This window comes from Nonomuraea sp. NPDC050540 (assembly GCF_044457485.1).
GTDB lineage: Bacteria > Actinomycetota > Actinomycetes > Streptosporangiales > Streptosporangiaceae > Nonomuraea.
In genome coordinates, this window is record NZ_JBITHA010000018.1 from 19014 (window position 1) to 42512 (window position 23499).

Below are 23499 nucleotides of genomic sequence, written 5' to 3' on the forward strand. Positions count from 1 at the left end.
GCGCAAAGGCCGTGGAGCGCTCCCCGCGCGCAAAAGCCGTGGAGGCGCTCCCCTTGCGCATGAGTTACCCGGGGCGTCAGGAAGCGGGAGCGAGTGCCTCCAGGGCCTCCTCGGCTCGGCGCATGGCCTCGTGGGCGGGGGCGGTGACGATCTCGGGGTCGAAGTTGAGGTCGTGGAAGACCTCGGTGACGCCCTTGGCCGCCAGCTCGTCCACGTCGGCGCGGATCTCCGCGTAGGTGCCGGTCAGCGGCGCGCGCTGCCCGGTCCGGACCTGGGTGACGCCTCTGACGACGAAGCGCAGGGCGTCCGGGTCGCGCCCGGCCTCCGCGGCCGCCGCCTTCACCTGGGCGATCTTCCGGTCGATCGTGGTCAGGTCCTCGCGGCTGGAGCTCATCCAGCCGTCGGCGATCCGCCCGGCCCTGCGCAGCGCCGGCTCGGCGACCCCGCCCATGAGGACGGGCGGCGGGCCGGGCTCCGGCTTGGGGTCCATGTGGGCGGGCGGCACCCGGTAGAACTCGCCCTCGTGCGCCACGACCTCATCGTTCCAGCAGGCGCGCAGCACCCGCACGAACTCCTCTCCCCTGCGCCCGCGCCCGGCGAAGTCCACGCCCGAGGCGGCGAACTCCTCCTCCAGCCAGCCCAGCCCCACCCCGGCCACCAGCCGCCCGCCCGCGAGCGTCTGCAGCGTGGCCAGCTGCTTGGCCAGCATCACCGGCTGCATGAACGCGTTGACCACCCCCACGCCGAGCTCGACCCGCTCGGTGACGGCCGACAGGTGGGCCAGCGTGATGAGCGGGTCGTGCACGCTGCGGTAGACGGGCCCCATCGGGTGGCCCTCCGGATAGAGCAGGCGCTGGAAGGTCCACAGGCCCGCGTAGCCGAGTTCCTCCGCGCGCGTGGCCACCGTGCGCATGTTGTCCGGCCGGGCCCACGGCCCTGAGATCGGCGCCCCGAAGCTGATCTTCATGACATCTCCCGCTTTGGCATCGTGCTGGGACACCTAGTCTTATCAAGTGGGTCTCACGGAGGAACTGGCGAGGGTGGCGGCGGACTACGGGGGCACGGGCGCGCCCGACGTCCATCCCAGCCGCACGGACGTGGTCGTGGTGCGCAGGGGCGAGGTCGTGGTCAAGGCGCACTCCGTGCGCGACGACCCGGTGTTGCTGGCGCCGCGGCTCCGCGCCGCCGGGGCCGCCGCGCTCAGCGGGATCATGCTCGCGCCGCTCGACACCGAGGTGCTCGACGTGGCGGGGCGGGCCGTCACCGTCTGGCCCGCCGGGCAGACCGTCGACCCGGACACCGCGCCGTGGGAAGAGGGGGCCAGGCTGCTGGCGCGGCTGCATGCCGTACCCCTGCCGGTGGTGTCGCCGCTTCCGGAGGCGGGCGGTCCCGCGCGCGCCGCCCGCGCGGTGCGGCGCATGGCCGGTGACGGCCCGGTCGAGCAGCTCATCCGGATGACCTTCGCCGGTCTGCCCGAGCCCGAGCCCGCCCCCGGCCTGCTGACCCACGGCGACTGGCATCTGGGCCAGCTGGTACGGCGGGAGCGCTGGCTGCTCATCGACATCGACGACCTGGGCGTCGGCGACCCGGTCTGGGATCTGGCCCGCCCGGCGGCCTGGTACGCCGCCGGGCTGCTGGAGGCGCCCGTCTGGGACCGTTTCCTGGGCGCCTACCTGGCCTCCGGCGGCCCCGCGCTGGACCCGGCGGATCCGTGGGCCAGGCTGGATGTGCCGACTCGTGCGCTGACCGCCCAGCTGGCGGCGGTCGCGGTCGTGAACGCCGCCCGCGACGGCCGGGAACTCGATGAGGTGGAGCATTCGTTGATCGAGGCGTGCGACAGAATTGTCGGGCTCCCTCAGGGCCTGCCATAGTGGCGCACGCACAGAGTTTTCCCCTGACGGCAAGGAGATCAAGCGGATGCAGTGCCCCAAGTGCCGCGGCAACATGCGGACATATGAGCGCAACGGGGTCCACATCGAGCAGTGTGACAACTGCCGGGGGATCTTCCTGGACTATGGCGAGCTCGAGACGATCACCAGGATGGAGTCGCAGTATCGCAGCGCGCCGCCGCCCGCGCCCGGCGGCCCCGCCTGGGGCGCTCCGTCGCACGGCGGCCACCACGGTGGCTACCACCACGGTCACAAGCGCAAGGACAGCTTCCTGGGCATGCTGTTCTCGTCCTGAAGACGTGACGACAGGGGCCGCGCGGTCGTCCGCGCGGCCCTTCGGCCTACTTGGGGAAGCTCTCCGGGTCCACGGGGTCGGTCGGCGCGTTGCCGCCGGAGACCGCGTGCAGGGTGATCCGCCAGTCGTGCCAGAGGATCTGCGAGGCGGTGTAGGTGGTCTTGAACTTCACCGACTTCTGGAAGCGCTCGAAGCTGCAGTCACGGGTGAAGGCCCGGTTCTTGCCGTCCCAGTCGACGCCGTGGGTGAAGTAGATCTTGTAGTTGCCGTCGCGGACGCCGCGTACCTTGTACTTGCCCTTCTTGCGGACGTAGATACTGAAGGCCTTGGTGCCGCCGCGCATCACGGTCACGACGGCGTCGCGGGTGGAGCCGTTGTCGATCTGCAGCGAGCTGCGGCCGTTGAGGTTCTCGCGTTTGATGAACTTGCCGGTGCTCAGCCGCCGGCTCTGCTTGGCGGCGGCCTTGACCTCGATCACGTCGGCCGGGTAGTCGCCGGCCGCCTGCAGCGCGGCGCCGGTCTCGTCGAGCTGCTTGAGCGCGGCGCTGAGATCGGTGAGCACGCCGCCCGGGGTGCACACGTCACGGCTGCCGACCTTGCCGAGGGTCGAGCCGAGCTGGGCGGCGAACTCGCGCAGGCTGCCGACGTAGGCGTCGTGCTGGGCGCGTACCTCCTGCGGGGGCGTCACCGCCGACAGCTCGTCGGCGGCGCCGCGCAGTGCCTCCTCGGCACGTTCCACCCTCGTGTTCAGGGTCTTGACCGTGCGCGCGCCCATCATGGAGTCGATCGCGTCGGTCATGGCCCGCTTGCGGCCCGACAGCTCGCTCTTGTAGCTCTCCGGGGTGAGCGCCGTGGCGGGCGGTGCGGTGGTTCCCGTGCCGGTGCTGGGCTTGGCGGTGCCGGGGCCGCCGGCCACGCCCCTGGCGACGGGCTCACCACCGGTCGGTCCGCTGACACCTGAGGTACAGGCGGTGAGGGTCGCGAGAGCGAGCACGCAGGTCATCAACCGGGGGACAGCCACCTGCCACACTATTGCCCGGTTGATCCCCTTGCGTCAATTCACGATTCCGACAGGCCATGCTCCCTGTCCTGGCGCAACCAGCGGGTGATGCCCAGCTCCCGCAGGAACGGCAGGTCGTGGCTGGCCACGATCAGCGCGCCCCGGTAGGCCGACAGCGCCTGGGTGAGCTGCCGCACACTGGCCAGGTCGAGGTTGTTGGTGGGCTCGTCCAGCAGGAGCAGCTGCGGCGCCGGGTCGGCCGACAGCAGCGCCGCCAGCGTCGCGCGGAAGCGCTCGCCGCCCGACAGCGTGGACACCGGCTGGTGCACCCGCTCGCCCCGGAACAGGAACCTGGCCAGCCGCGAGCGCACCTCGGTGACCCCGGCGTCCGGGGCGAGGAGACGCACGTTGTCGAGCACGCTCCTGTCCTCGTCCAGCAGGTCGAGGCGCTGCGGCAGGTACCGGGAGGGCACCAGGGCGCCCTGCCCGGCGATCCGCCGCAGCAGCGTGGTCTTGCCCGAGCCGTTGGCGCCGGTCAGCGCGATCCGCTCGGGCCCCTGCACGAGCAGCCTTTCGAGTACGGCCCCGCCGTCCGGCCGGACGGCGTGCTCCAGCGGCAGGTCCAGGACCACCCGCCCGGAGGGCACGGCGGTCTCGGGCAGCGAGATGCGGACCTCGCGGTCCTCGCGGACGGCCTGCTCGGCCTCGGTCAGCCGGTCGAGGGCTCCCTCCAGTTTCTCCGTGTGCATGATCCGGTGTTTGCCCGCGGAGACCTGGGCCTCTCGCTTGCGGGCGTTCATGATGATCTTCGGCTCCCGTTTCCGGGCGCTCATCTTGTTGCCGTAGCGGACCCGGCGGTCGAGCTTGACGTGCGCCTCGGCGAGGTCGCGCTTCTGCCTGCGCACGTCCGCCTCGGCGGCGCGTACCGTCCGCTCGGCGCTCTCCTGCTCGGCCGCGAGCATGCGCTCGTAGTCGTCCAGGTTGCCGCCGAAGACGCGTACCCGGCCCTCACGGAGCTCGGCGATCTGGTCGGCGAGCGCCAGCAGGGCGCGGTCGTGGCTGACCATCACCAGCACCCCGGGCCAGGAGGCGACGGCGGCGTAGAGCCGTTCGCGGGCCTGGAGGTCGAGGTTGTTGGTGGGCTCGTCGAGCAGCAGCACCTCGGGGTTCTTGAGGAACTGCGCGGCCAGCCCGACCATGACGACCTCGCCGCCGGACAGCGTGCCGACGGTGCGGTCGAGGCCGACGTGGTCCAGGCCGAGCCGGTCGAGTTCGGCGCGTGCCCGTTCCTCGACGTCCCAGTCGTCGCCGACGGTCTCGAAGTGCGCGACGGCGACGTCGCCGGACTCGATGGCGTGCAGCGCCGCCCGGACCCCGGCGATGCCGAGCAGGCCGGCGACGGTGGACTCCCGGCGCAGGGTGAGGTTCTGCGCGAGGTAGCCGACCCGGCCGGACAGGCTCACGCCGCCGCCGGTGGGCCGAAGCTCCCCGGCGAGGATCTTGAGCAGGGTGGACTTGCCCGACCCGTTGGCGCCGATCAGCCCGGTGCGTCCCGCCGGGAAGGCGGTTTCGAGCCGGTCGAGCACCAGCGTTCCGTCGGCCCAGCCGTAGGAGACGCGGTCGATGACCACGGAAAAAGACATGAGGTGGCTCCCATCACAAAGATCGAAAATTCGTGACTTGGCGGGAAACACCGCGAAACGCCCGTGTGAGGTGGCGGAACGCCAGAGGTCCAGGTTGCGCGCGTGCCCACGACAGGGCGGAACGGCGCGGTGCCCGCGACCTCAAACCCTCACGTCAGCTGCCCCTGGGCTAGGTGATAAGACGTGAAAAAGTGTAGGCGGCCCAAGATTTCGCCGCAAGCTCCTTTCAGCCCTTGACCGCGCCGCCGAGATTGAACGTTCCGGCCAGGTACTTGTTGACCGCCACGTAGAGCACGACCGCCGGGGCCGTGTAGATGATCGAGAACGCGGCCAGCTCGCCGTAGGCCACCTGGCCGTACTGGGAGAAGAACGTGTAGATGGTGACCGCCGCCGGCGCCTCCTCCGGCTCGTCCAGCAGCACGAAGGGGGCGAAGAAGTTGCCCCACTGGCCGACGAAGACGAAGATGCCGACCACGGCGATGCCCGGCGCCATCAGCGGGCCGACCACGCGTACCAGCGACTGCACCCATCCGGCCCCGTCCACCCAGGCCGCCTCCTCCAGCCCGACCGGTACGCCGTCCATGAAGTTCTTCATCAGCCAGATCGCGAACGGCAGTGCGCTGGCCGCCAGGAACAGCACCATCGCCGGCACCGAGCCGTAGAGGTTGAAGCGGTAGAACATCGAGTAGACCGGCACGATGATCGCCGTCAGCGGCAGCCCGGTCGTGAACAGCAGCGTCAGCATGAACGAGCGCTTGTAGCGCAGTTCGTAGCGGGAGAGCGGGTAGGCGGCCAGCGCCGCGACCAGCACGGTGATCAGGGCGGTCCCCGCCGAGATCACGATGGAGTTGATCACCGGCAGGATCGTGGTCTCCCAGGTGAGCACCGCCTGGAAGTTGCCGAGCGAGAACTCCCCCGTGGGCTGGGCCGACAGGCCCGCGCCCGGCTGGACGGAGGCGATGACCACCCACAGGAACGGCGCCGCGAACGACACGGCCACCACCAGCAGCGCGATCCGGGCGGCGAGTCGGCCCATGCCTCAGTCCTCCACCTTGATCAGCCGCAGGTACACCAGCGAGAACAGCGCTCCGATCACCAGCATCACCAGCGCCATGGCCGAGCCGTAGGCGATCTCGCCGTAGCGCAGCGCCTTGTCGTACATGTAGAGCGGCGTGGTCTGGCTGGCGTTGCCCGGCCCGCCTCCGGTCAGGGTGTAGATCAGCCCGAAGCCGGCCAGCGTCTGCAGGGTGATCAGCATGAGGTTGGCCATGATCGAGCGCCGGATGAGCGGCAGCGTGATGTGCCACAGCCGCTGCCAGGTGCCCGCGCCGTCGACGGCCGCCGCCTCGACCAGTTCGGCGGGCACCTCCGACAGCGCGGCCGAGTACACCAGCATCGAGAACGCGGTCCCCCGCCAGACGTTGGCCAGGATCACCGCGACCATCGGCGCGGTGTAGAGCCATTCCTGTCCGATGCCGGTCAGCGTGTTGAGCGTGCCCTCCTCGGCCAGGAAGGAGAACCAGCACAGCGCCGCGACGACCTCGGGCATCACCCACGCCGCGATCACCACGCCGTTGACGACGCTGCGCGTGGCCCGCGAGCGCCCGCGCTGCAGCAGCGCGATCATCAGGCCGAGCGTGTTCTGCCCGACCACGGCCGAGCCGACCACGAAGGCGAAGGTGAGCGTGAAGGAGTTGACGAAGTCGGCGTCGCCGAACATGCGCACGAAGTTGGCGGGGCCGACGAAGCTCGGGCTGACCGAGTTCGTGCCCGACAGCGTCTCGTTGGTGAACGCGACGTACAGGCTCCACAGGATCGGGCCGGCCAGGAAGAGCACCAGCAGGACCAGCGCGGGCCCGAGCGGCGCCAGCCGGCGCAGGGCGCGCCGCCTGCCCGACGGGCCCCGTGCCACCGGCCGGGAAAGGGCGGTGGCCGTCATCCGCCCGCGACGACCTTGCTGGGGCCGCCCACGACACCGGGCAGGGTGTCGGAGTAGGCCTTGGCCGCCTCCTCGGGGCCGCGCGCGCCGGTGGTGACCGCCTCCATGGCCTCCTGAACCTCGGCCGAGACCTTCGGATACTCCTCGAAGGCCGGGCGGTAGTGGGTGACCTCGGCCAGGTCGGTGAAGAACTTCACCGACGGGTTGTCGGCGCTGTAGGCGGGGTCGGCGGCGACGTCCTTGCGCGTGGCCAGGTCGCCGGTGCCGACCGAGTAGAGCATCGAGTTCTCCTTGTTGGTGGCGGTGGTGATGAAGTCGAAGGCCTCCTTCTTGTGCGGGGTGTAGGAGCTCATCGCCATCACCCAGCCGCCCGACATGCTCACCGCGCCGGGTGCCTGGCCGTTCTGGGTCGGCATCCGGGTCCAGCCCATCTTCCGCGTCCAGTCGGGCCACGGCTTGGTGCCGGTCGGCTTCCAGGCCGAGGGGGTCCAGGCGCCGTCGAGCAGGATGCCGAGCCTGCCCTGCGGGAACCACTCCAGCGTGTGCTTGTCGTTCAGCTTGGCGTTGTGGGCGTCGGACAGCTTGGGGCCGAGGTTCTCGCGGTAGATCGTGTTGATGAAGGCCAGGGAGTCGGTGAAGCCCTTGCCCGCGGCCATCCACTTCTTCTGGGTCTGGTCGTAGAGGGTGCCGGCGGGCGTGCCGTACAGGAGCATCTCGAAGCCCTGCATGGTGGCGGCCTCGCCGTGGATCTTGGTGGAGTACATGCTGAAGGGGATGGCGCCGGGGGCCTTCTGCTTGATCGCGCGGGCCGCGGTGAGCACGTCCGCCCACGTCTTGGGCTCCCACGGTACGGCGATGCCGGCCTTGGCCAGCACGTCCTTGTGGTACCAGAGCCCGCGGGTGTCGGTGCTGATCGGGACCCCGTAGATCTTGCCGTCGCCGCCCTTGGCCGCCTGCTTGACCGAGTCGGGGAACTGCGTGCCCCAGTCGGGCCAGGAGCCGAGGTAGGCGTCGAGCGGGGCCAGCTTGCCCGCGGCGACGTCGGCGTTGACCTGGAAGGTGTCGTGGTAGTAGAGGTCGGGCGCGGAGTCGGCGGAGCGGTTGAGCAGCGCGAGCTTGGTGTAGTAGGCCTCGTTGTTGCCCTGCACCGGGGTCAGCTTGATCGTCACGCCCTTGTGCGTGGCCTCGTACTGCTTCTTGGCGTTCTGGAGCATCTTCTCCAGGTACGGCCAGGTGGTTTCGACCTTGTAGAGGACTTCGAGCTCTTTGGCGCCGCCGGCGGCGGGCTCCTTCGTTCCGGAGCCGCAGGCCGCCACGCCGATGACGAGGATGGAGGCGATCAGGACACGTTTCATCGGGGGACTCCCCTATGTCGCCGGTTAACCGCGAAGGTAAATCAAATTGATTTACAGAGTCAACGCCTTCGTGTGAGATTGAGCTCATGCAGATGGGCACCAACCTGCCCAAGGTCGGCACCTACAACCGGGCGGTCGTGCTGGAGGCCGTCCAGGCCTCCGACGGCATCAGCCGGGTCCAGATCGCCGGCATCACCGGGCTGACGCCGCAGACCGTCTCCGTCATCGTCCGCAGACTGCTGGAGGACGGGCTGGTCGTCGAGGACGGCTCCGCGCCCGGCACCGGCGGCAAGCCCCGCACGATCCTGCGCGTCGACCCGGCCGCCGGGTACGCGGTCGGCATCCACTTCGACCCCGGCGAGGTCTCCTACGTGCTCGCGGACCTGGCCGGCCGCCCGCTGGTCAAGCTCCACCGCCCGGTACGCGGGGCCGAGCCGGAGCCCGTGGTCAGGACGCTGGCCCGTACCGCCCGCCGCCTGCTGAAGGAGGCCGGCGTACCGGATCACAAGGTGCTCGGCGTGGGCCTGGCCTCCCCCGGCCCGCTCGACCCCGACGGCGTCATCGTCACCCCGCCGCGCCTGCCCGGCTGGGACGGGGTCCCGATCAGGAGCCTGCTGGAACGCCACGTCGGCTACCCGGTCACCGTCGACAACGATGCCACGGCGGCGGCGATCGGCGAGCGCTGGGCGGGCCTGGCCCGCGCCGTGCCCAGCTTCGCCTACCTGTACCTGGGCACCGGCATCGGCGGCGGGCTGTTCCTGGACGGGCAGGTCTACCGGGGCCGCACTCTCAACGCCGCCGAGTTCGGCCACGTCACCGTGATGCCGGACGGGCCCGAGTGCTACTGCGGCAACCGCGGCTGCGTGGAGGCGCTGTGCTGCCCGAGCGCGATGGTGGCCACGGCCAGGGAACGCCTGGCGCTGGGCGCCGAGTCGGTGCTGACGCGCGGGCGGCTCAGCCACGCGGCCGTGTGCGCCGCCGCGGCCGCCGGGGACCCGCTCGCGCTGTCGGTGGCCGCCGAGGCGGCCGACCGGCTGGCCGACGCCGCCGTCTCGATCGTCAACATGCTCGACGTGGACCTGCTCGTGCTGGGCGGGCCGGCGGTGCGGGAGCTGGGCGGGCTCTACCGGGACGTGATCGGGCGGGCGGTCTCCACCCGGGTGCTGGCCAGGGGGCTGCAGGCCGTACGTGTGGAGGTCTCCCCCATCGCCGCGGACGCGGCGGCGATCGGCGCGGCGTCGCTGGTCTTCCACGTCACCTACGCGCCGCGGCTGGACCGCCTGGTCAGGGAGTGACCCGGCGGGCCCGGTGGTTGGCCACGTTGACCCGGTTGGCGCAGGCCAGCGAGCAGAAGCGGCGGCGGCCGTTGCGCGAGGTGTCGACGTAGACGGTCGGGCAGCCCTCGCGGTCGCAGCGGCCCAGGCGGCGGCCGTCGGAGAAGGAGATGGCCATGGCCAGCCCGCCGGCGGTGGTGTCCTTGGCCCGGCTGACGATGTCGGCGTCGATGGCGAAGAAGTGCAGGTGCGGCTTCCTGCCGTCGTGCGCGCTGACGTACGGCGTCGCGGCCGTCATCTTCAGCAGGTCGTTGACCAGCGCGATCTGGGTCTCCTGGTCGCGCTCGCCGAAGACGGGGCCGAGCCGGCCCGCCCAGAGCTCCAGCTCCCGGGCCTGGGCCGGGGTGAGCTCGGCGCGCAGCATCGCGTTCGCGGACAGGATCGCCGTCAGCGCGCCGGGTGAGTAGTCGGCGGTGTTGACCAGGTCGGCGGACAGGGCCGCCCCGTTGCCTCCGTAAGCGTTGAAATGCACAAGCTCATTACATCAGGCTGGAGCCATGCGCTCCACACACCTGCACGAACTGACCGCCGTCTCCTCCCATCGCACGTCCGAGGGCCTGGTCGCCTACTTCCGCTGTGAATGCGGGGCCTGGGAGGTGCGTGCGAGCGGCGGGGCGGATGTCGCGATCGCCGCGACACGCGTGGGATGTGACTGACCGGCACCATCGACTCTCCGAGGGTGTTCGTCCTATTGTCGGCACCAACACCCCCCTCAGGAGGTCAGGTATGTCCAGCATTCCCGCCTTGCTGCGCGACCGGGTCAACGCCACCCCGGACGCCGAGGCCTACCGCACGCCGTCCGAGAGCGGCTGGACGTCCCTGTCGTGGCGAGAAACCGGCGACCGGGTGCGCGAGCTGGCCCTCGGCCTGGCCGGGCTGGGCTCGGGGCCGGGCACGCGCGTGGCGCTGCTGTGCTCCACCCGCCTGGAATGGATCCTGGCCGACCTGGCCGTGCTGTCCACGGGCGCGGCCACCACGACGATCTACCCGTCCAACACCGCCGACGAGTCCGCGTTCGTGATCACCGACTCCGGCAGCACGCTCGTCATCGCCGAGGACGACGCCCAGGTCGCCAAGCTGCGCTCGGTGCGCGAGAAGCTGCCCGACGTCCGGCACGTCGTGGTCATCGACGGCACGGCCGCCGACGACGGCTGGGTGGTTCCCCTGGCCGACGTGGCCGGCGAGGGCGACTACGACGCCATGGTCGAGGCCATCTCCGCCGACGACCTGGCCACGCTCATCTACACCTCGGGCACCACCGGGCGGCCCAAGGGCGTGGAGCTGACCCACGACAACTGGCTGTTCGCCGCCGCCTCGGTCCGCGAACTCGGCCTGCTGGGCCCCGACGACCTGCACTTCCTGTGGCTGCCGCTGTCGCACTCCTTCGGCAAGCTGCTGGAGGTGGTGATGATCGACTGCGGCGTGCCCACCGCCCTCGACGGCCGGCTCGACAAGATCGCCGAGAACATGGGCGTACTCAGGCCCACCTTCATGGCCGCCGCGCCGCGCATCTTCGAGAAGATCCACAACACGGTGGCCGCGAACATGCGCAACGAGGGCGGCCTCAAACTGCGCATCTTCACCTGGGCGAAGGCCACCGGCGTACGCGTCGTGCGGGCCCGCCAGCGTGGCGCGTCCATCCCGGTCACCACCGGCTTCGAGTACCGCCTGGCCGACCGGCTCGTCTTCGCCAAGCTGCGCGAGCGCTTCGGCGGGCGCATCCGCTTCTTCATCTCCGGCGCGGCCCCGCTGTCACAGGACATCGCCGAGTTCTTCGACGCCGCCGGTCTGACCATCCTGGAGGGCTACGGCCTGACCGAGTCGTCGGCCGGCAGCTTCCTCAACCGGCCCGCCACCGTCAGGTTCGGCACCGTGGGCCCGCCCCTGCCCGGCACCACGGTGAAGATCGCCGAGGACGGCGAGGTGCTCATCGGCGGGCGCGGCATCATGCGCGGCTACCACGGCCTGCCCGAGGACACCGCCGCGGCGCTGGAGGACGGCTGGCTGCACACCGGCGACATCGGCGAACTCGACGACCAGGGCCGGCTGCGCATCACCGATCGCAAGAAGGAGCTCATCAAGACCTCCGGCGGCAAGTACGTCGCGCCCACCTACCTGGAGGGCCGGATCAAGGCCGCCTGCCCGTACCTGTCGCACGTGTTCGTCCACGGCGACCGGCGCAACTACTGCACCGCCCTGGTCACGCTCGACATGGACGTGGTGCGGCCCTGGGCCGAGGCCGAGAACCTGCCCGCCGACGCCGAGGCGCTGCGCGAGCACCCGAGGATGCGCGCGGAGGTCCAGAAGGCGATCGACGAGATCAACGCGAGCCTGGCCAGCTACGAGACGGTGAAGAAGTTCGCCGTGCTGGCCGGCGACTTCACGGTGGAGACCGGGGAGCTGACGCCCAGCCTCAAGATCAAGCGCAAGGTCGTCGAGGAGCATCACGGCAAGGTGCTGGACGGCTTCTACTCCGACTGACCGTCCGCACGCTCCGGGCGCGCCTTCCTCAGCACGGGTACGGCCTCGCCCACGTCGGGCCACAGCCGCCGGGTGAACAGCCCGGCGGCCACCCCGATGGCCGCCCCGGCCAGCACGTCGCCCGGGTAGTGCACGCCGGTGTACACGCGGGAGAAGCAGACCGCCCCCGCCACCACCCCGACGGGCACGCTGATCCGCCGGGGCGCCTCCAGCGCGACCGCGGTGGCGAAGGCGGCGGCCGTGGCCGAGTGGCCCGAGGGGAACGAGGTCGACGACGGGGTTCTCAGCACCCGCGCCAGCGGCAGGAAGTCGGCCAGCGGGCGCTTGCGGTTGAAGGCCCGCTTGGCGGCGATGTTGGCCAGCGGGCTGGCCACGCTGATGGCCAGCAGGCCGCGGGTGGCCGCCCTGCGCAGCCTGCGCCTGCCGGTGAAGGCGAGCCCGCCCGAGATCAGGCCCCACAGCACGGCGTTGTTGGCCGCATTGGACAGCGGGGGCAGGACGCTTTCGAGGCCGGGCAGGTGCGCGTTGGCAACGGCCTTGAACAGGCGTTTGTCCCAGCGGTGCAGGCGGGAGCGGAGTCGCATACACCCCATACTGCCCAATCGCCGCCCGGGGTCACGCGTGGGAGCGGGCGGCGGGTGTCACTTTCCGGTGTAGGCGGTGACGGTGACGGGGTGGTCGGCGGCGCCGTACCGGATGGAGAGCTCGACCTTGGTCGGGCCGGTGGTCAGGACGTTGCCCACCCACAGCGCGCGCTGGTCCGCGCAGCCGGTGAAGCGGTAGGAGGGGGTGCCGTCGGACAGGGTGTAGGTGTTGTCGCGGCGGTACTTCGCGCGGTCGAACAGCAGGGCGGTGCCGGCCGTGCGGGTCGTGACGGTGAAGTCGGCGCCCGGCTCGGCGCGGACGGCGAGCTTGAAGCCGCGCACCGGCCGCCCGCCCCCGGACGGCTGGGCGCTCGGGGGCGGGGCGAGGCCGAAGGCGAGCAGCGCGGACGGGCCGGAGACGACGACGCGGCCGGCGAGGCCGGCGTCGAAGTCCGGCTGGTTGGCGCCCGCGCAGACGCGCCGGCCGGGAGGCTCGGGCACGGTGGAGGGCAGGGTGCCGCCGGTGGCGGCAGCGCAGCCGCTCAGCAGCAGGGCGGTCGCGGCGAGGAGCGTGCGTCTCATGTCCCGGATACACCGCCCGGCCGCCCGGGGTTCCCGCCCGCTCAGAGAATCCGGTTGGCGCCGGGGATCGAGCGCACCAGGTAGCCCAGACCCCAGCAGATCGGCAGCGCCAGTGCCGCCACGAGCGCGAACTTGGCGATGGCCGGCGCCGCCAGCCCGGACAGCAGGGTGCTGACGCCGACGAGCACGAGCGGGTGGATGATGTAGACGGTGAACGCCTGGTCGGCCAGGAACTTGCCGAACGGGCCCTGCCGGTTGAAGCGTTCGCGGAACCAGACGCTGAGCGCGATGACCATCGAGACCGCGAACACCGACTCCCACGCCGCCGTGCCGAGCTGGGCGGCCCAGCCCGTGGTCCACATCCCGGCGGGCAGCAGCACCGCCGAGGCGACACCGGCGGCGATGAACCCGTACTTTGCCGCCGGCCTGGGCAGCGTCTCGAACCAGCCACGCCGGTAGGCGATCAGGCCCAGGACGAACATGGAGGCGTACTGCGGCAGGTAGGAGGGCGTGGGCAGGCCGGCGACCGGCCAGTACTGCCCCACGGGCACCAGGAACCGCCAGGCGAAGACGGCCAGCGTCAGCCCGGTCACGAACAGCGCGATCGCGCGGAAGGTCGGCGTGCCGCGCCGTTCCTCGATCTGCCGCCCGGAGCGGCGCCACAGCACGTAGAGGCCGGTCAGGACCAGCAGGACCTCCACGAACCACATCGGTCCCGGGTCCCAGGAGCCGATGTAGAAGTGCCAGTACGGCATGGAGCCGTCGTAGATCCCGGCCAGCGCGACGGGCCGCAGGAACAGCAGGTAGGCCAGCAGCGGGATGCCGAGCCGCTTCAGCCGGTCGCGCATGAACGGTCCCGGGCCCTTGCGGTCGTAGGAGCGCGGGGCGAAGAAGCCGGAGATGAGGAAGAAGAACCCCATGAAGAACGCCTGGTTGAACATGACCAGAAGGTCCAGGGCGATGCCGGAGCCGTCCCGCGCCTTCTCGAAGACGTACCAGGCGGGGATGTTGCCGTAGGTGACGGCGACGTGGTGGACGACGACGAGCGCGGTCAGCACGACGCGCAGGTTGTCGACGGCCGGCAGCCTGGTGCGGGTCTCGGTCTTCACTTGACGGCCCTTTCGAGGAGGTCGGCCAGCTCGCGCGCGTGGGTGTCGAGGTCGTGGCCGGGGATGACCACCCAGTAGGTGAACATGGCGTCGACGGCGGCGGAGTGGGTGACCGCCATGACGCGCCGGTCGAAGGCGCGGAACTCGCCCGTGTCCTGGCCGAGCTTGTAGACCAGCTCCAGGGCCTGGTAGATCTCCTCGTTGGTCTGCGGGCCGTAGCGGGCTCCGCCGTCCGGGCCGCGCAGGTTGTGGAAGATCTCGCCGATGGCCTTCAGCCGGGAACGGTTGCCGCGCATGTGCTCGGCGACCGCCAGGACGTGGGTGCGCAGGAGCTCGGTGGCGGACTTCTCGCCCTGCATCTTCGCCAGCACGTACTCGGCGATCTGCGCGTAGACCTGCTCGACGACCTCCTCCATCAGCTCGTCCTTGCCGGCGAAGTGGTAGGAGATGACGCCTTTGCTGATGCCGGCGTGCTTGGCGATGTTCGCCAGCGACGCGCCCGCCCATCCCGCCTCGGCCAGGACCTCGATGGCCGAGGCGATGATCTGCGTCCGCCTGGCCTCTTCGATGAACGATCGTTGGCCGGTCGGCTTATTTTCTGACCGCATGGCCAGAATTTAGCACACGCGGCCAGAGCGCGCGCAGGACGAGAACGCCCATGGTCAGCATGACGACGGCTCCGGCCAGCGCCGCCGTGCGCATGCCGTCCACGTAGGCGGCGCGGGCCGCGGCGGCGAGTGCCGTACCGGCGTCGAGGGCGAGAGCGCCGCCCAGCGTCTCCCTGGCCACCGCCGCCTGCCCGGCGGGCACCTCCGGCGGCATGGACGCGGCGAGCGCCGCGCGGTAGACGGCCATGCCGATGCTGCCGAGTACGGCCGCGCCGAGCGCCTGCCCGAACTCCGTGGCCGACTCGAACAGGCCTGAGGCCGATCCGGCCTTCTCCGGCGGCGCCGTGGAGACAACCAGGCCGGAGGCGAGCGCCTGGACCGATCCGATGCCCCAGCCCAGCAGGACCTGCCCGCCGAACAGCAGCGGCAGGTCCGCCTCGGCGCCCAGCCCCGCAATCAGCAGGAACCCGGCCGCCCCGCAGACCATCCCCGACCCCATGACGCTGCCGGGCCGCAGCCACCGGGTGAGGCCCGCCCCAAGCACCGATCCGGCGGCCGCGCTGACGGCGGCCGGCACGATCATGAGCCCGGCGGCGATCGGCCGCATGCCGAGCACCGACATCAGGTACTGGGTGAGGAAGTAGAACGTCCCGACCAGGGCGAAGACCGCGAGCGTGGCGGCGGCCAGCGACAGGCCGAAGCCGGGCCGCCGGAAGAGCGTCAGATCGATCATCGGGTCCGCCTGGGCGCGCTGCCCGCGCAGGAACAGCACGGCGAACACCGCTCCCACCGCGGCGGCGGCCCACACGGTCACGGAGAAGTCCTGCTCGGCGGCCTTCTTCACCGCGTACACCAGGGGCAGCGCGGCCAGCAGGACGAGGACCCCGCCGGCGAGGTCGAACCGGCCGGGAGCGGGATCGCGGTACTCCGGCAGCAGCGGGCCGAGCACCAGCAGCACGAGCATGATCGGCACGTTGACCAGGAAGACCGATCCCCACCAGAAATGCTCCAGCAGCCACCCTCCGGCGACCGGCCCGGCCACGCTGCCGAGCGTGAAGACCGCGGCCCAGACGGCGATCGCCATCCGCAACTGCCGCGGGTCGGCGAACAGGACCCGGATGAGCGCGAGCGTCGGCGGCATCAGCGTGGCCGCGGCGGCGCCCTGCAGGCCGCGGGCGAGGATGAGCACGTCGGCATGGGGCGCGAACGCCGCCGCCGCGGAGGCCAGGCCGAAGGCCACCGCGCCCAGCAGGAGCAGCCGCCTGCGGCCGATCCTGTCGCCCAGATGGCCCATCGGGATGAGCAGCCCGGCCAGCAGGAACGCGTAGACGTCCACGATCCACAACTGCTGCGTGCCGCTCGGCTCCAGCTCCGCGGTCAGCGCCGGCAGCGCGAAGAACAGCACGGTCACCGTGACCGAGATGAGCAGGACGGGCAGCATGAGGATCGCCAGCCCCGCCCATTCCCGCGGGCCCGCCTTTTCCATCATTCCTCCTTACGATGTACGTAACGCCCTTTCTACCGGCTTTTTGCAGGTGAGTGATATCATTTCGTCACGGAAAAAGGGTGTGATGAAATGGCGACCTGCGCACGGTGCGGGAAGGAACTCGTGCTTCCCGGGCGAGGCCGCAGACCTCTGTACTGCTCCCGCTCCTGCCAGGCCCGCGCCTACCGGGCACGCCGGTCCGTGGTCGCGGCGCCGGCGCGGGAGCAGCGCGGCGAGGCGGCCCTGTCCAGGGAGCTGATCGTGCGCACGGCCGTGCGGATCGCCGGCGCCGACGGCCTGGAGAGCCTGTCCATGCGGCACGTGGCGAGCGCGCTCGGCGTCAAGGTGATGTCGCTGTACAACTACTTCGAGGGCAAGGACGAGCTGATCGACCTCATGGTCGAGGCCGTCTTCGCCGACGGCCTGGACTCCGGGCCCCCGGTCCCGGGAGGCTGGCGGGCCGAGCTGGAGGCCGCGGCCCGGTGGGAGTGGGAGCTCTACTCGGCGCACCCGTGGCTGCTGGAGGTGATCGCGACCGTCCGGCCGCCGCTCGTCCCGAGCCTGCTGGCCCGCTTCGAACGCGGACTCGGCGCGTTCGACGGCCTGGGCCTGGACCCGGTGACCACCCACCGCCTCTACCTGGGCATCAGCGGGCTCGTGCAAGGGCTGGCGCTGCTACGGGTGAGCGAGGTCACCGCGGACCGGCGGGGTGGGATCTCGCTGGGCCAGTGGCGCGCGGTGACCGTGCCCGCCGTCTACGAGGAGCTGGGCGCCGACCGCTACCCGCGCCAGAGCGCGCTGCGCGACAGCCCGGACGTCCTGGCCGACCTGGAGGAGATCTTCGCGGTCAACCTCAGGATCATGCTGGACGGCCTGGCCGCCTTCGTGGAGACCGTCTAGAGGGGCAGCCAGCCGGCGCGGCCGTACCAGGTGCCGCCGGCGGCGAGGTGGTCGGCGATCGCGCGCTCCAGGCTGGTACGGCGCGGCAGCGGATCGGCCTTGGCGTCCGCGCCGAAGACGAAGTCCATCATCCCGCTGGTCTCGAAGCGGTGCAGCAGCCGGAAGCGGCGCTGGAAGGACATGATGTTCGAGCTCGCCGGGAGGTACTGGGCGAACTGGTCGTCCAGCAGCCACGAACTGCAGGTCACCACCGGGTAGTCCTCTTCGGGAAAGTGCTTGGGGAAGAAGGCGCGCGCCCGCTCCAGGGAGTCGGCGCAGGCCGAGGGCGGGAACGGCCCGCAGAAGTCGGGGATGTGCAGCCCCAGCGTCCGGCCGTCCTCGCCCACCGGCACCCCGGCCGCGCGCACCGCCTCCAGGGTCCGGCCGGCCATCCGGTCGCGGGCGAACTGCAGCCGACCCAGCTGGTAGAGGATCCCGCGCACGTGCGCCATGTACCAGAACGGCGCGTGGAGCCCCGGCCCGCCGTGCCGCTTGCGGTGCACGGCCATGTTGCGGCCGATGTCGGCGAGCGTCTCGTGCGACACCTCCTCGGGGATGCCGCGCGCGCGGTGGAACTCCCGCGTGTACGGCAGCGCCGCCATGAACACGTGCACATAGAAGTACGGCCCCAGCTCGGGCAGGTCGGGGAAGAAGGGCGGGTCGTCGCGCACGTCGATGGCGGAGACCAGGGAGTGCACGCAGCGTTCGAGCAGCCACCACTGCGGCGTGCCCGGCTCCGGCGCGCTGGTGATCACCCCGGCGACGTCCTCGTGCGGGACTGTCAGCCGCATCAGCTCGCCGAGCAGGTCGCCGGGCGCGGGCGGGCGGGCCTCGAAGCCGCCCAGCGACTCGAGGTGGGCGAGCCACGCGGGGTGCTCGCGCAGAAGGTTCTTGATGTCCATCGGCGATCAGCCTAGCCGGGTTCTGTACACCTCCCTGGCCCGTTCGATCAGCTCCAGATGGTCCTCCAGCTGGCCCGGCGCGTCCAGCCTGGCGTGGGTTCTGACCAGGTCCTCCAGCAGGTCCAGCCAGTCCAGGCACCAGCGCACGTCGGAGCCGCGCGCCACCTGCCTGCCGCCGACGTCCACGTGGACGGGGCTGGTCAGGGCGTACCCGGTGGCGGTCAGCGTGCGCGGGTGCGGCTCGCACAGGGCCTCGGCCAGCACGTACGTGGGCTCGCCGACGTCGAGTTCGACGGTGACGGTCAGGGCGTCGTCGCCGCCGCCGAGCCGTCCGGCGCCCGCGCGCACCCCGTCGGCGGTGCGAATGCGCACCGCCGACACCTCGGGGCCGATCGCGGTCGCGGTGACCGACAGCCGCCCGCCCGGCTCCGCGGCGACGGTCGCGCCCGGCCCGTGGCCGTCCACCGACAACTCCAGCCACGGACCGGTCGTGGCGAACGTACGGCGGGCCCGCACGGCCGCGGCGAACGACTCCGCGGTGAGCGCCCCGTCCACGCGGGCGTAGACGCGGCCCCAGCCGGGCGGGTTCGACTGGTTGTCGGAGCGGGTGAAGGAGATCATCGTGTCGGTTCCGGCGGTGACGGCCAGCCGGTTCCCCGCGCCCAGCAGGCGGCGGTAGACGGCCGCCGTGGCCGGGATCGAGGCGTGGGTGAGCACGTCCAGGCTGTCGACCAGGCCGAGCGCGGCGTCGGCGACGAGCGCGCTGGCCGAGCAGTCCCGCGCCACCGGCCCGAACAACGCCTTCGCCGGATCGTCGTCGCGCACCTGCTGGCCGAACGGGTGGCTGTAACCGAGCAGCGCCCCGAGCCGCCGCAACCCGGCCAGGGCGGCGGCGTTCGGCGGCCAGTCGGGCGCGCCGTCGAAGCCGGTGTGCAGACGGCCGGGCTCGGCGGTCAGGCCGAAGGCGTAGGCGTGGCCGAGCAGGTCGTTGCGGTACTCGGCGCCCATCCTGGCGATGTGCGTGGCGTCGGACCAGGGCAGGTCGCGGCCGATCCAGTGCGCCAGCGCCTCGCGGTCGTACACGCGGGCGCCGGAGACGTTGCCCGCCAGCAGGTTCAGGACGTGCAGGTCCTCGCCGTGCTGGGCGGCCGCGGCGTCGGCGGGGGCGGCGACGAGGTCACCGGCCCAGTTGAGGTGGGTGTGCAGGTCGCCGCCGTACCATCCTCGGGCGGCCGCGTGGTAGATGCGGTGCGGCGTGAGCCGTACCTGGTGGTCGTGGCCAGGGCGGGGGATGAGCTCCGTGCGGGCCTGGTCGTACTCCATGCCGCGGGTGGCGGTGATCGTCAGGGGTTCGGCGGGGACGTCGAGGGTGAGGTCGTCGCCGTGGAAGTAGGGGCGGCCGTGGAAGTCATGGCGCTGCGGGACGCCTGTCGGGAACCAGCCCTGGCCGCCGTCGCCGGTGACACTCCAGCGGCAGGGGTACGGCGAGCGGAGCCTCACCCTGGCCGCCTCGGCGACTCTGAACAGGGGTGTGGTGTCCACCGGGGTGCCGTCGAGGGTGACCTCGGTGGTGGGGGTGATCTCGGTCAGCCAAGCACCTTGAGGTGATATTTCGCGACATAAGCTCCCGATGCGGACGGTGACCGGGTCGGCGCCCTGGTCGAGGTGCTGCGAGTCCACCAGGAGCGGAACTCTGACGTCGGCGTCTCCCCCGCGGCCGTCTCCTTCCCCGCGGCCGCCCTCTCCCCCGCGATCGTTCTCTCCCCCTCGGTCTTCTTTCCCCCGGCCGCGCTCTGCCTCGCGGCCATCCTCTTCGTCGCGCCCGTTCTCTCCCCTGCGGGCGTCTTCTTCCCTGTGGCTCTTTTCTTTCCCGCGGAGGATTACCCGGGGGGTGCCGTCGAGTACCGGGCCTCCGGGGGTGAGGCGGAGGGCGGCGGCGTGGGCGGGGAGTTCTCCCTCCAGGGTGTCGCGCAGGATCTCGTCGTAGTCGGGCTCGGCCAGGCGGGCGCCGAGGCCCTCCAGCGGTTCGCCGGGGTAACGGGCGGCCAGGCGGCCGAAGGCCACCCGCCAGAAACGGCCCTGGAGTTCGGGCGGGAGCACGCGCCTTCTGGCGAAGAGCTTGACGTAGTGGATCTCCGGTTCGCCCCAGGTGATGCCGTGCTCGCCGAGCAGCCCGCCGTACTCTCGCAGGGCCCCCGCGACCGGTTCGGGCAGCATCGGGTCATCACACATGTGCGGTCTCCCCGTCGTCGACTGCGCGCCATCGTGACACACGCCACACCTCTGGGTAGCCGCCCGTGCGGAAACGAGTAGCGATATTTCACCCGGCGATGGATAGTTCACCCACCGGGGACACCGATGCTCTCCCACGTCCTGGTCGTCAGTGTGCCCTTGCCCCGGTAGGCGCGGACAATGTCGGCGTGCGCGCGCAGCCGTACGAACCGGTCGAGATCGGCGCCCTCCCGCCACACCGACACCGATCCGATACGGCGCCGCAGCGGGTCCGCCCAGAGCCGCAACGCCACGGCGCCCTCCAGTTCCGGCCACAACCGGCTCAACCGCCAGCCGGCCCAGCAGGCACGCGGCAGATCGATGGCGCGGTTGAGCTGGAAGGCGGTCTCGCTGACCACCACCGCGGTGTCGCCGGGCACGTGGGGACCGGGCAGCCAGCGGGTGCTCAGCATGCGGCGGGCTCGCGCATCAGGACGGCCGCCGCCTCGCGGATCTCCGGGGAGAACGGCGTGGGCCGCAGGGTGGTGGAGTCGAGGTTGACGTTCACGCGGTGGCCTTCGGCGTGGACCACCGTCTTGTCGGCCGACAGGACGCGGAAGCCGTACACGCCGGACGTCCGTCCCATGCGCTCCATCCAGAACTCCACGAGCACGTCGCCCGCGCCCATCACCGGCGAGTTGTACACGATCTTGAACTCGCGCACGACCATGTAGACGTCCTTGAACTTCGACAGCGCCGGGTCGAACCGCCAGCCCGCCTCGGTCCAGAAGGCGGACACGGCGCGCTCGACGAGCAGGGCGTAGCGGGAGTTGTGCAGCAGGCCCATGGCATCGAGGTCGTCGAAGTGCACCTGAACGGGCTTGAACTGGGTCACGGTCAATCCTCCGGGAGAAGCGAGGGGTCGGTGGCGAGTCCGCGCAGGCGCTGCAGGACGGCGGCGCGGGAGTAGGAGTAGGCCTCGGCCGGATCGATCAGCCGGGCATGGACGACGGTCGCCTCACCCAGGGCGTTGATCTCGAACGCGAGGCGGCCGGGGTCGGTGCCGGCCTCGAGCTCGCCCAGGGTGACGGCTTCGCCGGCCATCGCGCGTACGGCGTTGAGCCAGTCGGCCATCGCCTTGGCCACCCGGTCGCGCACCTTGCCCGGACGGTCGTCGAACTCGGCCTGGGCGACGAAGAAGAAGCAGCCGCCCGGAAGGACACCGTCCTCGTAGAAGCGCAGGCGGGCCTCGTGCATCGCGAACAGGCGGCGCACGCCGGCGGGAGCGCGCATGGCGGGGCGGACGATGTGGTCCACCCACTGGCGAGCGGCCCAGTCGACGGCGTCCAGCTGGAGTTGTTCCTTGTCACGCCAGTGAGCGAAGAAGCCCGACTTGCTCATGCCGGACTCTTCGGCCAGCCGTCCCAGGGTGAGGCCGCTGAGCCCGTCCACGGAGGCGAGGGCGACGGTGCGTTCGAGAATCGCCTCCCTGCTGCGCTGCCCACGCAGCCTGCGTCCATCGGTCATGGGCTCGACTATATACGAACGACCGGTCGTTTTGTTTTCCGGTTCCGAGCGCCCCGGAGCACGGCCTGTGACAGCGTTTCGTGCGCGCGGCGGCACATCCGGAGCGGCGCCCTCGGAAACAAGCGGGCCCGCGCGAGCCTTGTCGCTGGAGCGGGCAGCACACCCACGGCGGGCAGGCGGCCCCGCGTGAGGGCAGGTGGCGCGTGAGGGCAGGTGGCGCGCGTGAGGGCAGGCGGCGCGTGAGGGCAGATGGCGTGTGAGGGCAGGTGGCGTGTGGGTTTGCGGGCGCTTTGGGGTGGAGAGTGGTGGGGCGGCTACGGCGGGGCGGTCAGCGGCGTTTGAAGGCGGCCAGGAGGCGGTCGGCGGCCAGGGCGGGGGTGAGTTCGCCGGCCAGTACCTCGCGCTCGACCCCCTTGGTGAGCGCCGCCACCTCGGGGTCGCCGCGCAACTCGGCCAGCAGGCGGTCCTGGACCAAGGTCCACGTCCACCGGACCTGCTGGGCGCGGCGCTTGGCCGCCACGTCCACCCGTTCCCGGTGGGCGCCGATCTGCTGCCACAGTTCCTCCAGCCCGGCGCCGGTCAGCCCGCTGCAGGTGAGGACCGGAGGCGGCGGCCCCTCCGAACGCAGCATGCGCAACGCCCCGGCCAGTTCCCTGGCCGCTTTGCGCGCCGCCATCTCGTGCTCCCCGTCGGCCTTGTTCACGGCGATCACGTCGGCCAGCTCCAGCACCCCTTTCTTGATGCCCTGGAGCTGGTCCCCGGTACGCGCGAGGCTCAGCAGCAGAAAACTGTCCACCATGTCCGCGACGGCGGTCTCCGACTGGCCGACGCCGACCGTCTCGACGAGCACCACGTCGTACCCGGCGGCCTCCACCACGACCATGGCCTCCCTGGTCGCCTTGGTCACTCCCCCGAGAGTCCCCGAAGTGGGGGAAGGCCGGATATAGGCCTGCGGATCAGCCGCCAGCCGCCCCATCCGCGTCTTGTCCCCCAGGATGCTGCCACCCGTCCGGGTGGAGGAGGGATCAACGGCCAGCACCGCCACCCGATGCCCCAGCTCGGTGAGCAAAGTCCCGAACCCATCAATGAAAGTGGATTTCCCCACCCCCGGCACCCCGGACACCCCGACCCGCCACGTCCGCCCGGCGAGGAGGGTGAGCGCGACCAGCACGTCCTGCGCCATGCGCGCATGGTCACTCTTCGTGGACTCCACCAGCGTGATCGCCCGCCCGATCCAGGTCCGGGACCCGGCCTTCACACCCTCGACATAGTCCTCGACCGACCGCATGCCCCCGATCGTACGTTTCCCCACCCCCACCCACCCAACCCCACACACCCCACACACCCCACCACCCCCAACCCCCAACCCCCAACCCAGCCTGGACACCGACCTCGCAGCCACACCGCGCTCCAGCGACGCCCCTCCACAAGGGCACACGGCAAACCACCCACCGGTCTCGCAGGCACGCCACCCTCCGGAGGACAGCGCCCTCCGAGGGGGCGGTGCCCTCCAAGGCGCGCCGCCCTGCGGGGGCGGCCCTGCGGGGGCAGCCCTGCGGGGGCAGCCCTGCGGGGGCAGCCCTGCGGGGGCAGCCCTGCGGACGGCGGTTCTGTG

At 71.4% G+C, this 23499-nt stretch carries 24 protein-coding genes; 6 read left to right on the forward strand and 18 right to left on the reverse strand.

Features of this window, described 5'->3' with window-relative positions; translation table 11 throughout:
* Positions 1–76 precede the first annotated feature (76 nt).
* Positions 77–967 (reverse strand): TIGR03619 family F420-dependent LLM class oxidoreductase, encoded by an 891-nt coding sequence (locus ACIBI5_RS42785; protein ID WP_397255781.1) that lies wholly within the window; start codon positions 965–967, stop codon positions 77–79.
* A 46-nt stretch (positions 968–1013) separates the two neighbouring features.
* Between ACIBI5_RS42785 and ACIBI5_RS42790 the strand changes: the two genes are divergently transcribed.
* Together ACIBI5_RS42790 and ACIBI5_RS42795 are read left to right on the forward strand one after the other, a co-directional pair.
* A complete protein-coding gene (locus tag ACIBI5_RS42790; RefSeq protein WP_397255783.1) occupies positions 1014–1871 on the forward strand; it encodes a phosphotransferase in 858 nt (285 codons plus the stop codon).
* Positions 1872–1917: 46 nt separating this feature from the next.
* Entirely contained in the window at positions 1918–2184 is a 267-nt protein-coding gene (locus ACIBI5_RS42795) for a zf-TFIIB domain-containing protein (RefSeq protein ID WP_397255785.1), read from the forward strand.
* A 46-nt stretch (positions 2185–2230) separates the two neighbouring features.
* Here ACIBI5_RS42795 and ACIBI5_RS42800 read toward each other — a convergent pair whose 3' ends face one another.
* The 5 genes from ACIBI5_RS42800 to ACIBI5_RS42820 form a co-directional block, all read right to left on the reverse strand.
* A complete protein-coding gene (locus ACIBI5_RS42800; RefSeq protein ID WP_397255786.1) occupies positions 2231–3205 on the reverse strand; it encodes a hypothetical protein in 975 nt (324 codons plus the stop codon).
* 38 nt (positions 3206–3243) lie between these two features.
* On the reverse strand, positions 3244–4827 hold the full coding sequence (locus ACIBI5_RS42805; protein ID WP_397255788.1) for an ABC-F family ATP-binding cassette domain-containing protein: 1584 nt from the start codon (positions 4825–4827) through the stop codon (positions 3244–3246).
* 226 nt (positions 4828–5053) lie between these two features.
* Positions 5054–5863: a carbohydrate ABC transporter permease gene (locus ACIBI5_RS42810; protein ID WP_379619778.1), complete on the reverse strand. Its 810-nt coding sequence runs from the start codon at positions 5861–5863 to the stop codon at positions 5054–5056.
* A 3-nt stretch (positions 5864–5866) separates the two neighbouring features.
* Entirely contained in the window at positions 5867–6766 is a 900-nt protein-coding gene (locus ACIBI5_RS42815) for a carbohydrate ABC transporter permease (protein ID WP_397255790.1), read from the reverse strand.
* Positions 6763–8121, reverse strand: a complete 1359-nt coding sequence (locus ACIBI5_RS42820; RefSeq protein ID WP_397255792.1) for an extracellular solute-binding protein — start codon at positions 8119–8121, stop codon at positions 6763–6765. The genes ACIBI5_RS42815 and ACIBI5_RS42820 overlap by 4 nt, the downstream gene beginning before the upstream one ends.
* Before the next feature lie 86 nt (positions 8122–8207).
* Here ACIBI5_RS42820 and ACIBI5_RS42825 point away from each other — a divergent pair, with 86 nt between their 5' ends.
* Entirely contained in the window at positions 8208–9416 is a 1209-nt protein-coding gene (locus tag ACIBI5_RS42825) for an ROK family transcriptional regulator (RefSeq protein ID WP_397255794.1), read from the forward strand.
* Here ACIBI5_RS42825 and ACIBI5_RS42830 read toward each other — a convergent pair.
* Entirely contained in the window at positions 9406–9927 is a 522-nt protein-coding gene (locus ACIBI5_RS42830; protein WP_397255796.1) for a CGNR zinc finger domain-containing protein, read from the reverse strand. The genes ACIBI5_RS42825 and ACIBI5_RS42830 overlap by 11 nt on opposite strands.
* 25 nt (positions 9928–9952) lie before the next feature.
* Between ACIBI5_RS42830 and ACIBI5_RS42835 the strand changes: the two genes are divergently transcribed.
* Both ACIBI5_RS42835 and ACIBI5_RS42840 read left to right on the forward strand, forming a co-directional pair.
* On the forward strand, positions 9953–10111 hold the full coding sequence (locus ACIBI5_RS42835; RefSeq protein WP_397255798.1) for a hypothetical protein: 159 nt from the start codon (positions 9953–9955) through the stop codon (positions 10109–10111).
* A 70-nt stretch (positions 10112–10181) separates the two neighbouring features.
* Positions 10182–11936 carry an AMP-dependent synthetase/ligase gene (locus ACIBI5_RS42840; protein WP_397255800.1) on the forward strand — a complete coding sequence of 585 codons (1755 nt, stop codon included), beginning with the start codon at positions 10182–10184 and terminating at the stop codon, positions 11934–11936.
* Here the strand turns inward: ACIBI5_RS42840 and ACIBI5_RS42845 are convergent.
* Genes ACIBI5_RS42845 through ACIBI5_RS42865 form a run of 5 tightly spaced genes read right to left on the reverse strand, consistent with a single transcriptional unit; the run spans position 11924 to position 16308 of the window.
* A complete protein-coding gene (locus tag ACIBI5_RS42845; RefSeq protein WP_397255802.1) occupies positions 11924–12520 on the reverse strand; it encodes a phosphatase PAP2 family protein in 597 nt (198 codons plus the stop codon). The genes ACIBI5_RS42840 and ACIBI5_RS42845 overlap by 13 nt on opposite strands.
* Positions 12521–12577: 57 nt before the next feature.
* Positions 12578–13102 carry a hypothetical protein gene (locus tag ACIBI5_RS42850; RefSeq protein WP_397255804.1) on the reverse strand — a complete coding sequence of 175 codons (525 nt, stop codon included), beginning with the start codon at positions 13100–13102 and terminating at the stop codon, positions 12578–12580.
* 41 nt (positions 13103–13143) lie between these two features.
* Positions 13144–14211 carry an acyltransferase family protein gene (locus ACIBI5_RS42855; RefSeq protein WP_397255806.1) on the reverse strand — a complete coding sequence of 356 codons (1068 nt, stop codon included), beginning with the start codon at positions 14209–14211 and terminating at the stop codon, positions 13144–13146.
* Positions 14208–14819 carry a TetR/AcrR family transcriptional regulator gene (locus tag ACIBI5_RS42860; RefSeq protein WP_397255808.1) on the reverse strand — a complete coding sequence of 204 codons (612 nt, stop codon included), beginning with the start codon at positions 14817–14819 and terminating at the stop codon, positions 14208–14210. The genes ACIBI5_RS42855 and ACIBI5_RS42860 overlap by 4 nt, the downstream gene beginning before the upstream one ends.
* Positions 14803–16308, reverse strand: a complete 1506-nt coding sequence (locus ACIBI5_RS42865) for an MFS transporter (protein ID WP_397255810.1) — start codon at positions 16306–16308, stop codon at positions 14803–14805. Before ACIBI5_RS42865 ends, ACIBI5_RS42860 begins: the two co-directional genes overlap by 17 nt.
* A 120-nt stretch (positions 16309–16428) precedes the next feature.
* Here ACIBI5_RS42865 and ACIBI5_RS42870 point away from each other — a divergent pair, with 120 nt between their 5' ends.
* A complete protein-coding gene (locus ACIBI5_RS42870) occupies positions 16429–17205 on the forward strand; it encodes a TetR/AcrR family transcriptional regulator (protein WP_397255812.1) in 777 nt (258 codons plus the stop codon).
* On the opposite strand, the gene ACIBI5_RS42875 is transcribed toward ACIBI5_RS42870, so the two are convergent.
* The 6 genes from ACIBI5_RS42875 to meaB form a co-directional block, all read right to left on the reverse strand.
* Entirely contained in the window at positions 17202–18146 is a 945-nt protein-coding gene (locus tag ACIBI5_RS42875) for an acyltransferase domain-containing protein (RefSeq protein WP_397255814.1), read from the reverse strand. The two genes, ACIBI5_RS42870 and ACIBI5_RS42875, sit on opposite strands and share 4 nt — an antisense overlap.
* Before the next feature lie 6 nt (positions 18147–18152).
* The gene (locus tag ACIBI5_RS42880; protein WP_397255816.1) at positions 18153–20378 is read right to left on the reverse strand and encodes a CehA/McbA family metallohydrolase; all 2226 of its coding nucleotides are present in this window, start codon (positions 20376–20378) and stop codon (positions 18153–18155) included.
* A 107-nt stretch (positions 20379–20485) separates the two neighbouring features.
* Entirely contained in the window at positions 20486–20830 is a 345-nt protein-coding gene (locus ACIBI5_RS42885; protein ID WP_397255818.1) for a hypothetical protein, read from the reverse strand.
* Entirely contained in the window at positions 20824–21252 is a 429-nt protein-coding gene (locus tag ACIBI5_RS42890) for an acyl-CoA thioesterase (RefSeq protein ID WP_397255820.1), read from the reverse strand. The genes ACIBI5_RS42885 and ACIBI5_RS42890 overlap by 7 nt, the downstream gene beginning before the upstream one ends.
* Positions 21253–21254: 2 nt before the next feature.
* A complete protein-coding gene (locus ACIBI5_RS42895) occupies positions 21255–21884 on the reverse strand; it encodes a TetR/AcrR family transcriptional regulator (RefSeq protein WP_397255821.1) in 630 nt (209 codons plus the stop codon).
* A gap of 328 nt (positions 21885–22212) precedes the next feature.
* Positions 22213–23172 (reverse strand): methylmalonyl Co-A mutase-associated GTPase MeaB, encoded by a 960-nt coding sequence (gene meaB, locus ACIBI5_RS42900; RefSeq protein WP_397255823.1) that lies wholly within the window; start codon positions 23170–23172, stop codon positions 22213–22215.
* Positions 23173–23499 lie beyond the last annotated feature (327 nt).

What these genes read in the sequence shown, in the direction of transcription:
- ACIBI5_RS42785 (WP_397255781.1), bottom strand. Translation starts at nt 967, where the DNA reads ATGAAGATCAGCTTCGGGGCGCCGATCTCAGGGCCGTGGGCCCGGCCG.
- ACIBI5_RS42795 (WP_397255785.1), top strand. Translation starts at nt 1,918, where the DNA reads ATGCAGTGCCCCAAGTGCCGCGGCAACATGCGGACATATGAGCGCAAC.
- ACIBI5_RS42805 (WP_397255788.1), bottom strand. Translation starts at nt 4,827, where the DNA reads ATGTCTTTTTCCGTGGTCATCGACCGCGTCTCCTACGGCTGGGCCGAC.
- ACIBI5_RS42810 (WP_379619778.1), bottom strand. Translation starts at nt 5,863, where the DNA reads ATGGGCCGACTCGCCGCCCGGATCGCGCTGCTGGTGGTGGCCGTGTCG.
- ACIBI5_RS42815 (WP_397255790.1), bottom strand. Translation starts at nt 6,766, where the DNA reads ATGACGGCCACCGCCCTTTCCCGGCCGGTGGCACGGGGCCCGTCGGGC.
- ACIBI5_RS42820 (WP_397255792.1), bottom strand. Translation starts at nt 8,121, where the DNA reads ATGAAACGTGTCCTGATCGCCTCCATCCTCGTCATCGGCGTGGCGGCC.
- ACIBI5_RS42825 (WP_397255794.1), top strand. Translation starts at nt 8,208, where the DNA reads ATGCAGATGGGCACCAACCTGCCCAAGGTCGGCACCTACAACCGGGCG.
- ACIBI5_RS42835 (WP_397255798.1), top strand. Translation starts at nt 9,953, where the DNA reads ATGCGCTCCACACACCTGCACGAACTGACCGCCGTCTCCTCCCATCGC.
- ACIBI5_RS42840 (WP_397255800.1), top strand. Translation starts at nt 10,182, where the DNA reads ATGTCCAGCATTCCCGCCTTGCTGCGCGACCGGGTCAACGCCACCCCG.
- ACIBI5_RS42845 (WP_397255802.1), bottom strand. Translation starts at nt 12,520, where the DNA reads ATGCGACTCCGCTCCCGCCTGCACCGCTGGGACAAACGCCTGTTCAAG.
- ACIBI5_RS42850 (WP_397255804.1), bottom strand. Translation starts at nt 13,102, where the DNA reads ATGAGACGCACGCTCCTCGCCGCGACCGCCCTGCTGCTGAGCGGCTGC.
- ACIBI5_RS42860 (WP_397255808.1), bottom strand. Translation starts at nt 14,819, where the DNA reads ATGCGGTCAGAAAATAAGCCGACCGGCCAACGATCGTTCATCGAAGAG.
- ACIBI5_RS42865 (WP_397255810.1), bottom strand. Translation starts at nt 16,308, where the DNA reads ATGATGGAAAAGGCGGGCCCGCGGGAATGGGCGGGGCTGGCGATCCTC.
- ACIBI5_RS42875 (WP_397255814.1), bottom strand. Translation starts at nt 18,146, where the DNA reads ATGGACATCAAGAACCTTCTGCGCGAGCACCCCGCGTGGCTCGCCCAC.
- ACIBI5_RS42880 (WP_397255816.1), bottom strand. Translation starts at nt 20,378, where the DNA reads ATGTGTGATGACCCGATGCTGCCCGAACCGGTCGCGGGGGCCCTGCGA.
- ACIBI5_RS42885 (WP_397255818.1), bottom strand. Translation starts at nt 20,830, where the DNA reads ATGCTGAGCACCCGCTGGCTGCCCGGTCCCCACGTGCCCGGCGACACC.
- ACIBI5_RS42895 (WP_397255821.1), bottom strand. Translation starts at nt 21,884, where the DNA reads ATGACCGATGGACGCAGGCTGCGTGGGCAGCGCAGCAGGGAGGCGATT.
- meaB (WP_397255823.1), bottom strand. Translation starts at nt 23,172, where the DNA reads ATGCGGTCGGTCGAGGACTATGTCGAGGGTGTGAAGGCCGGGTCCCGG.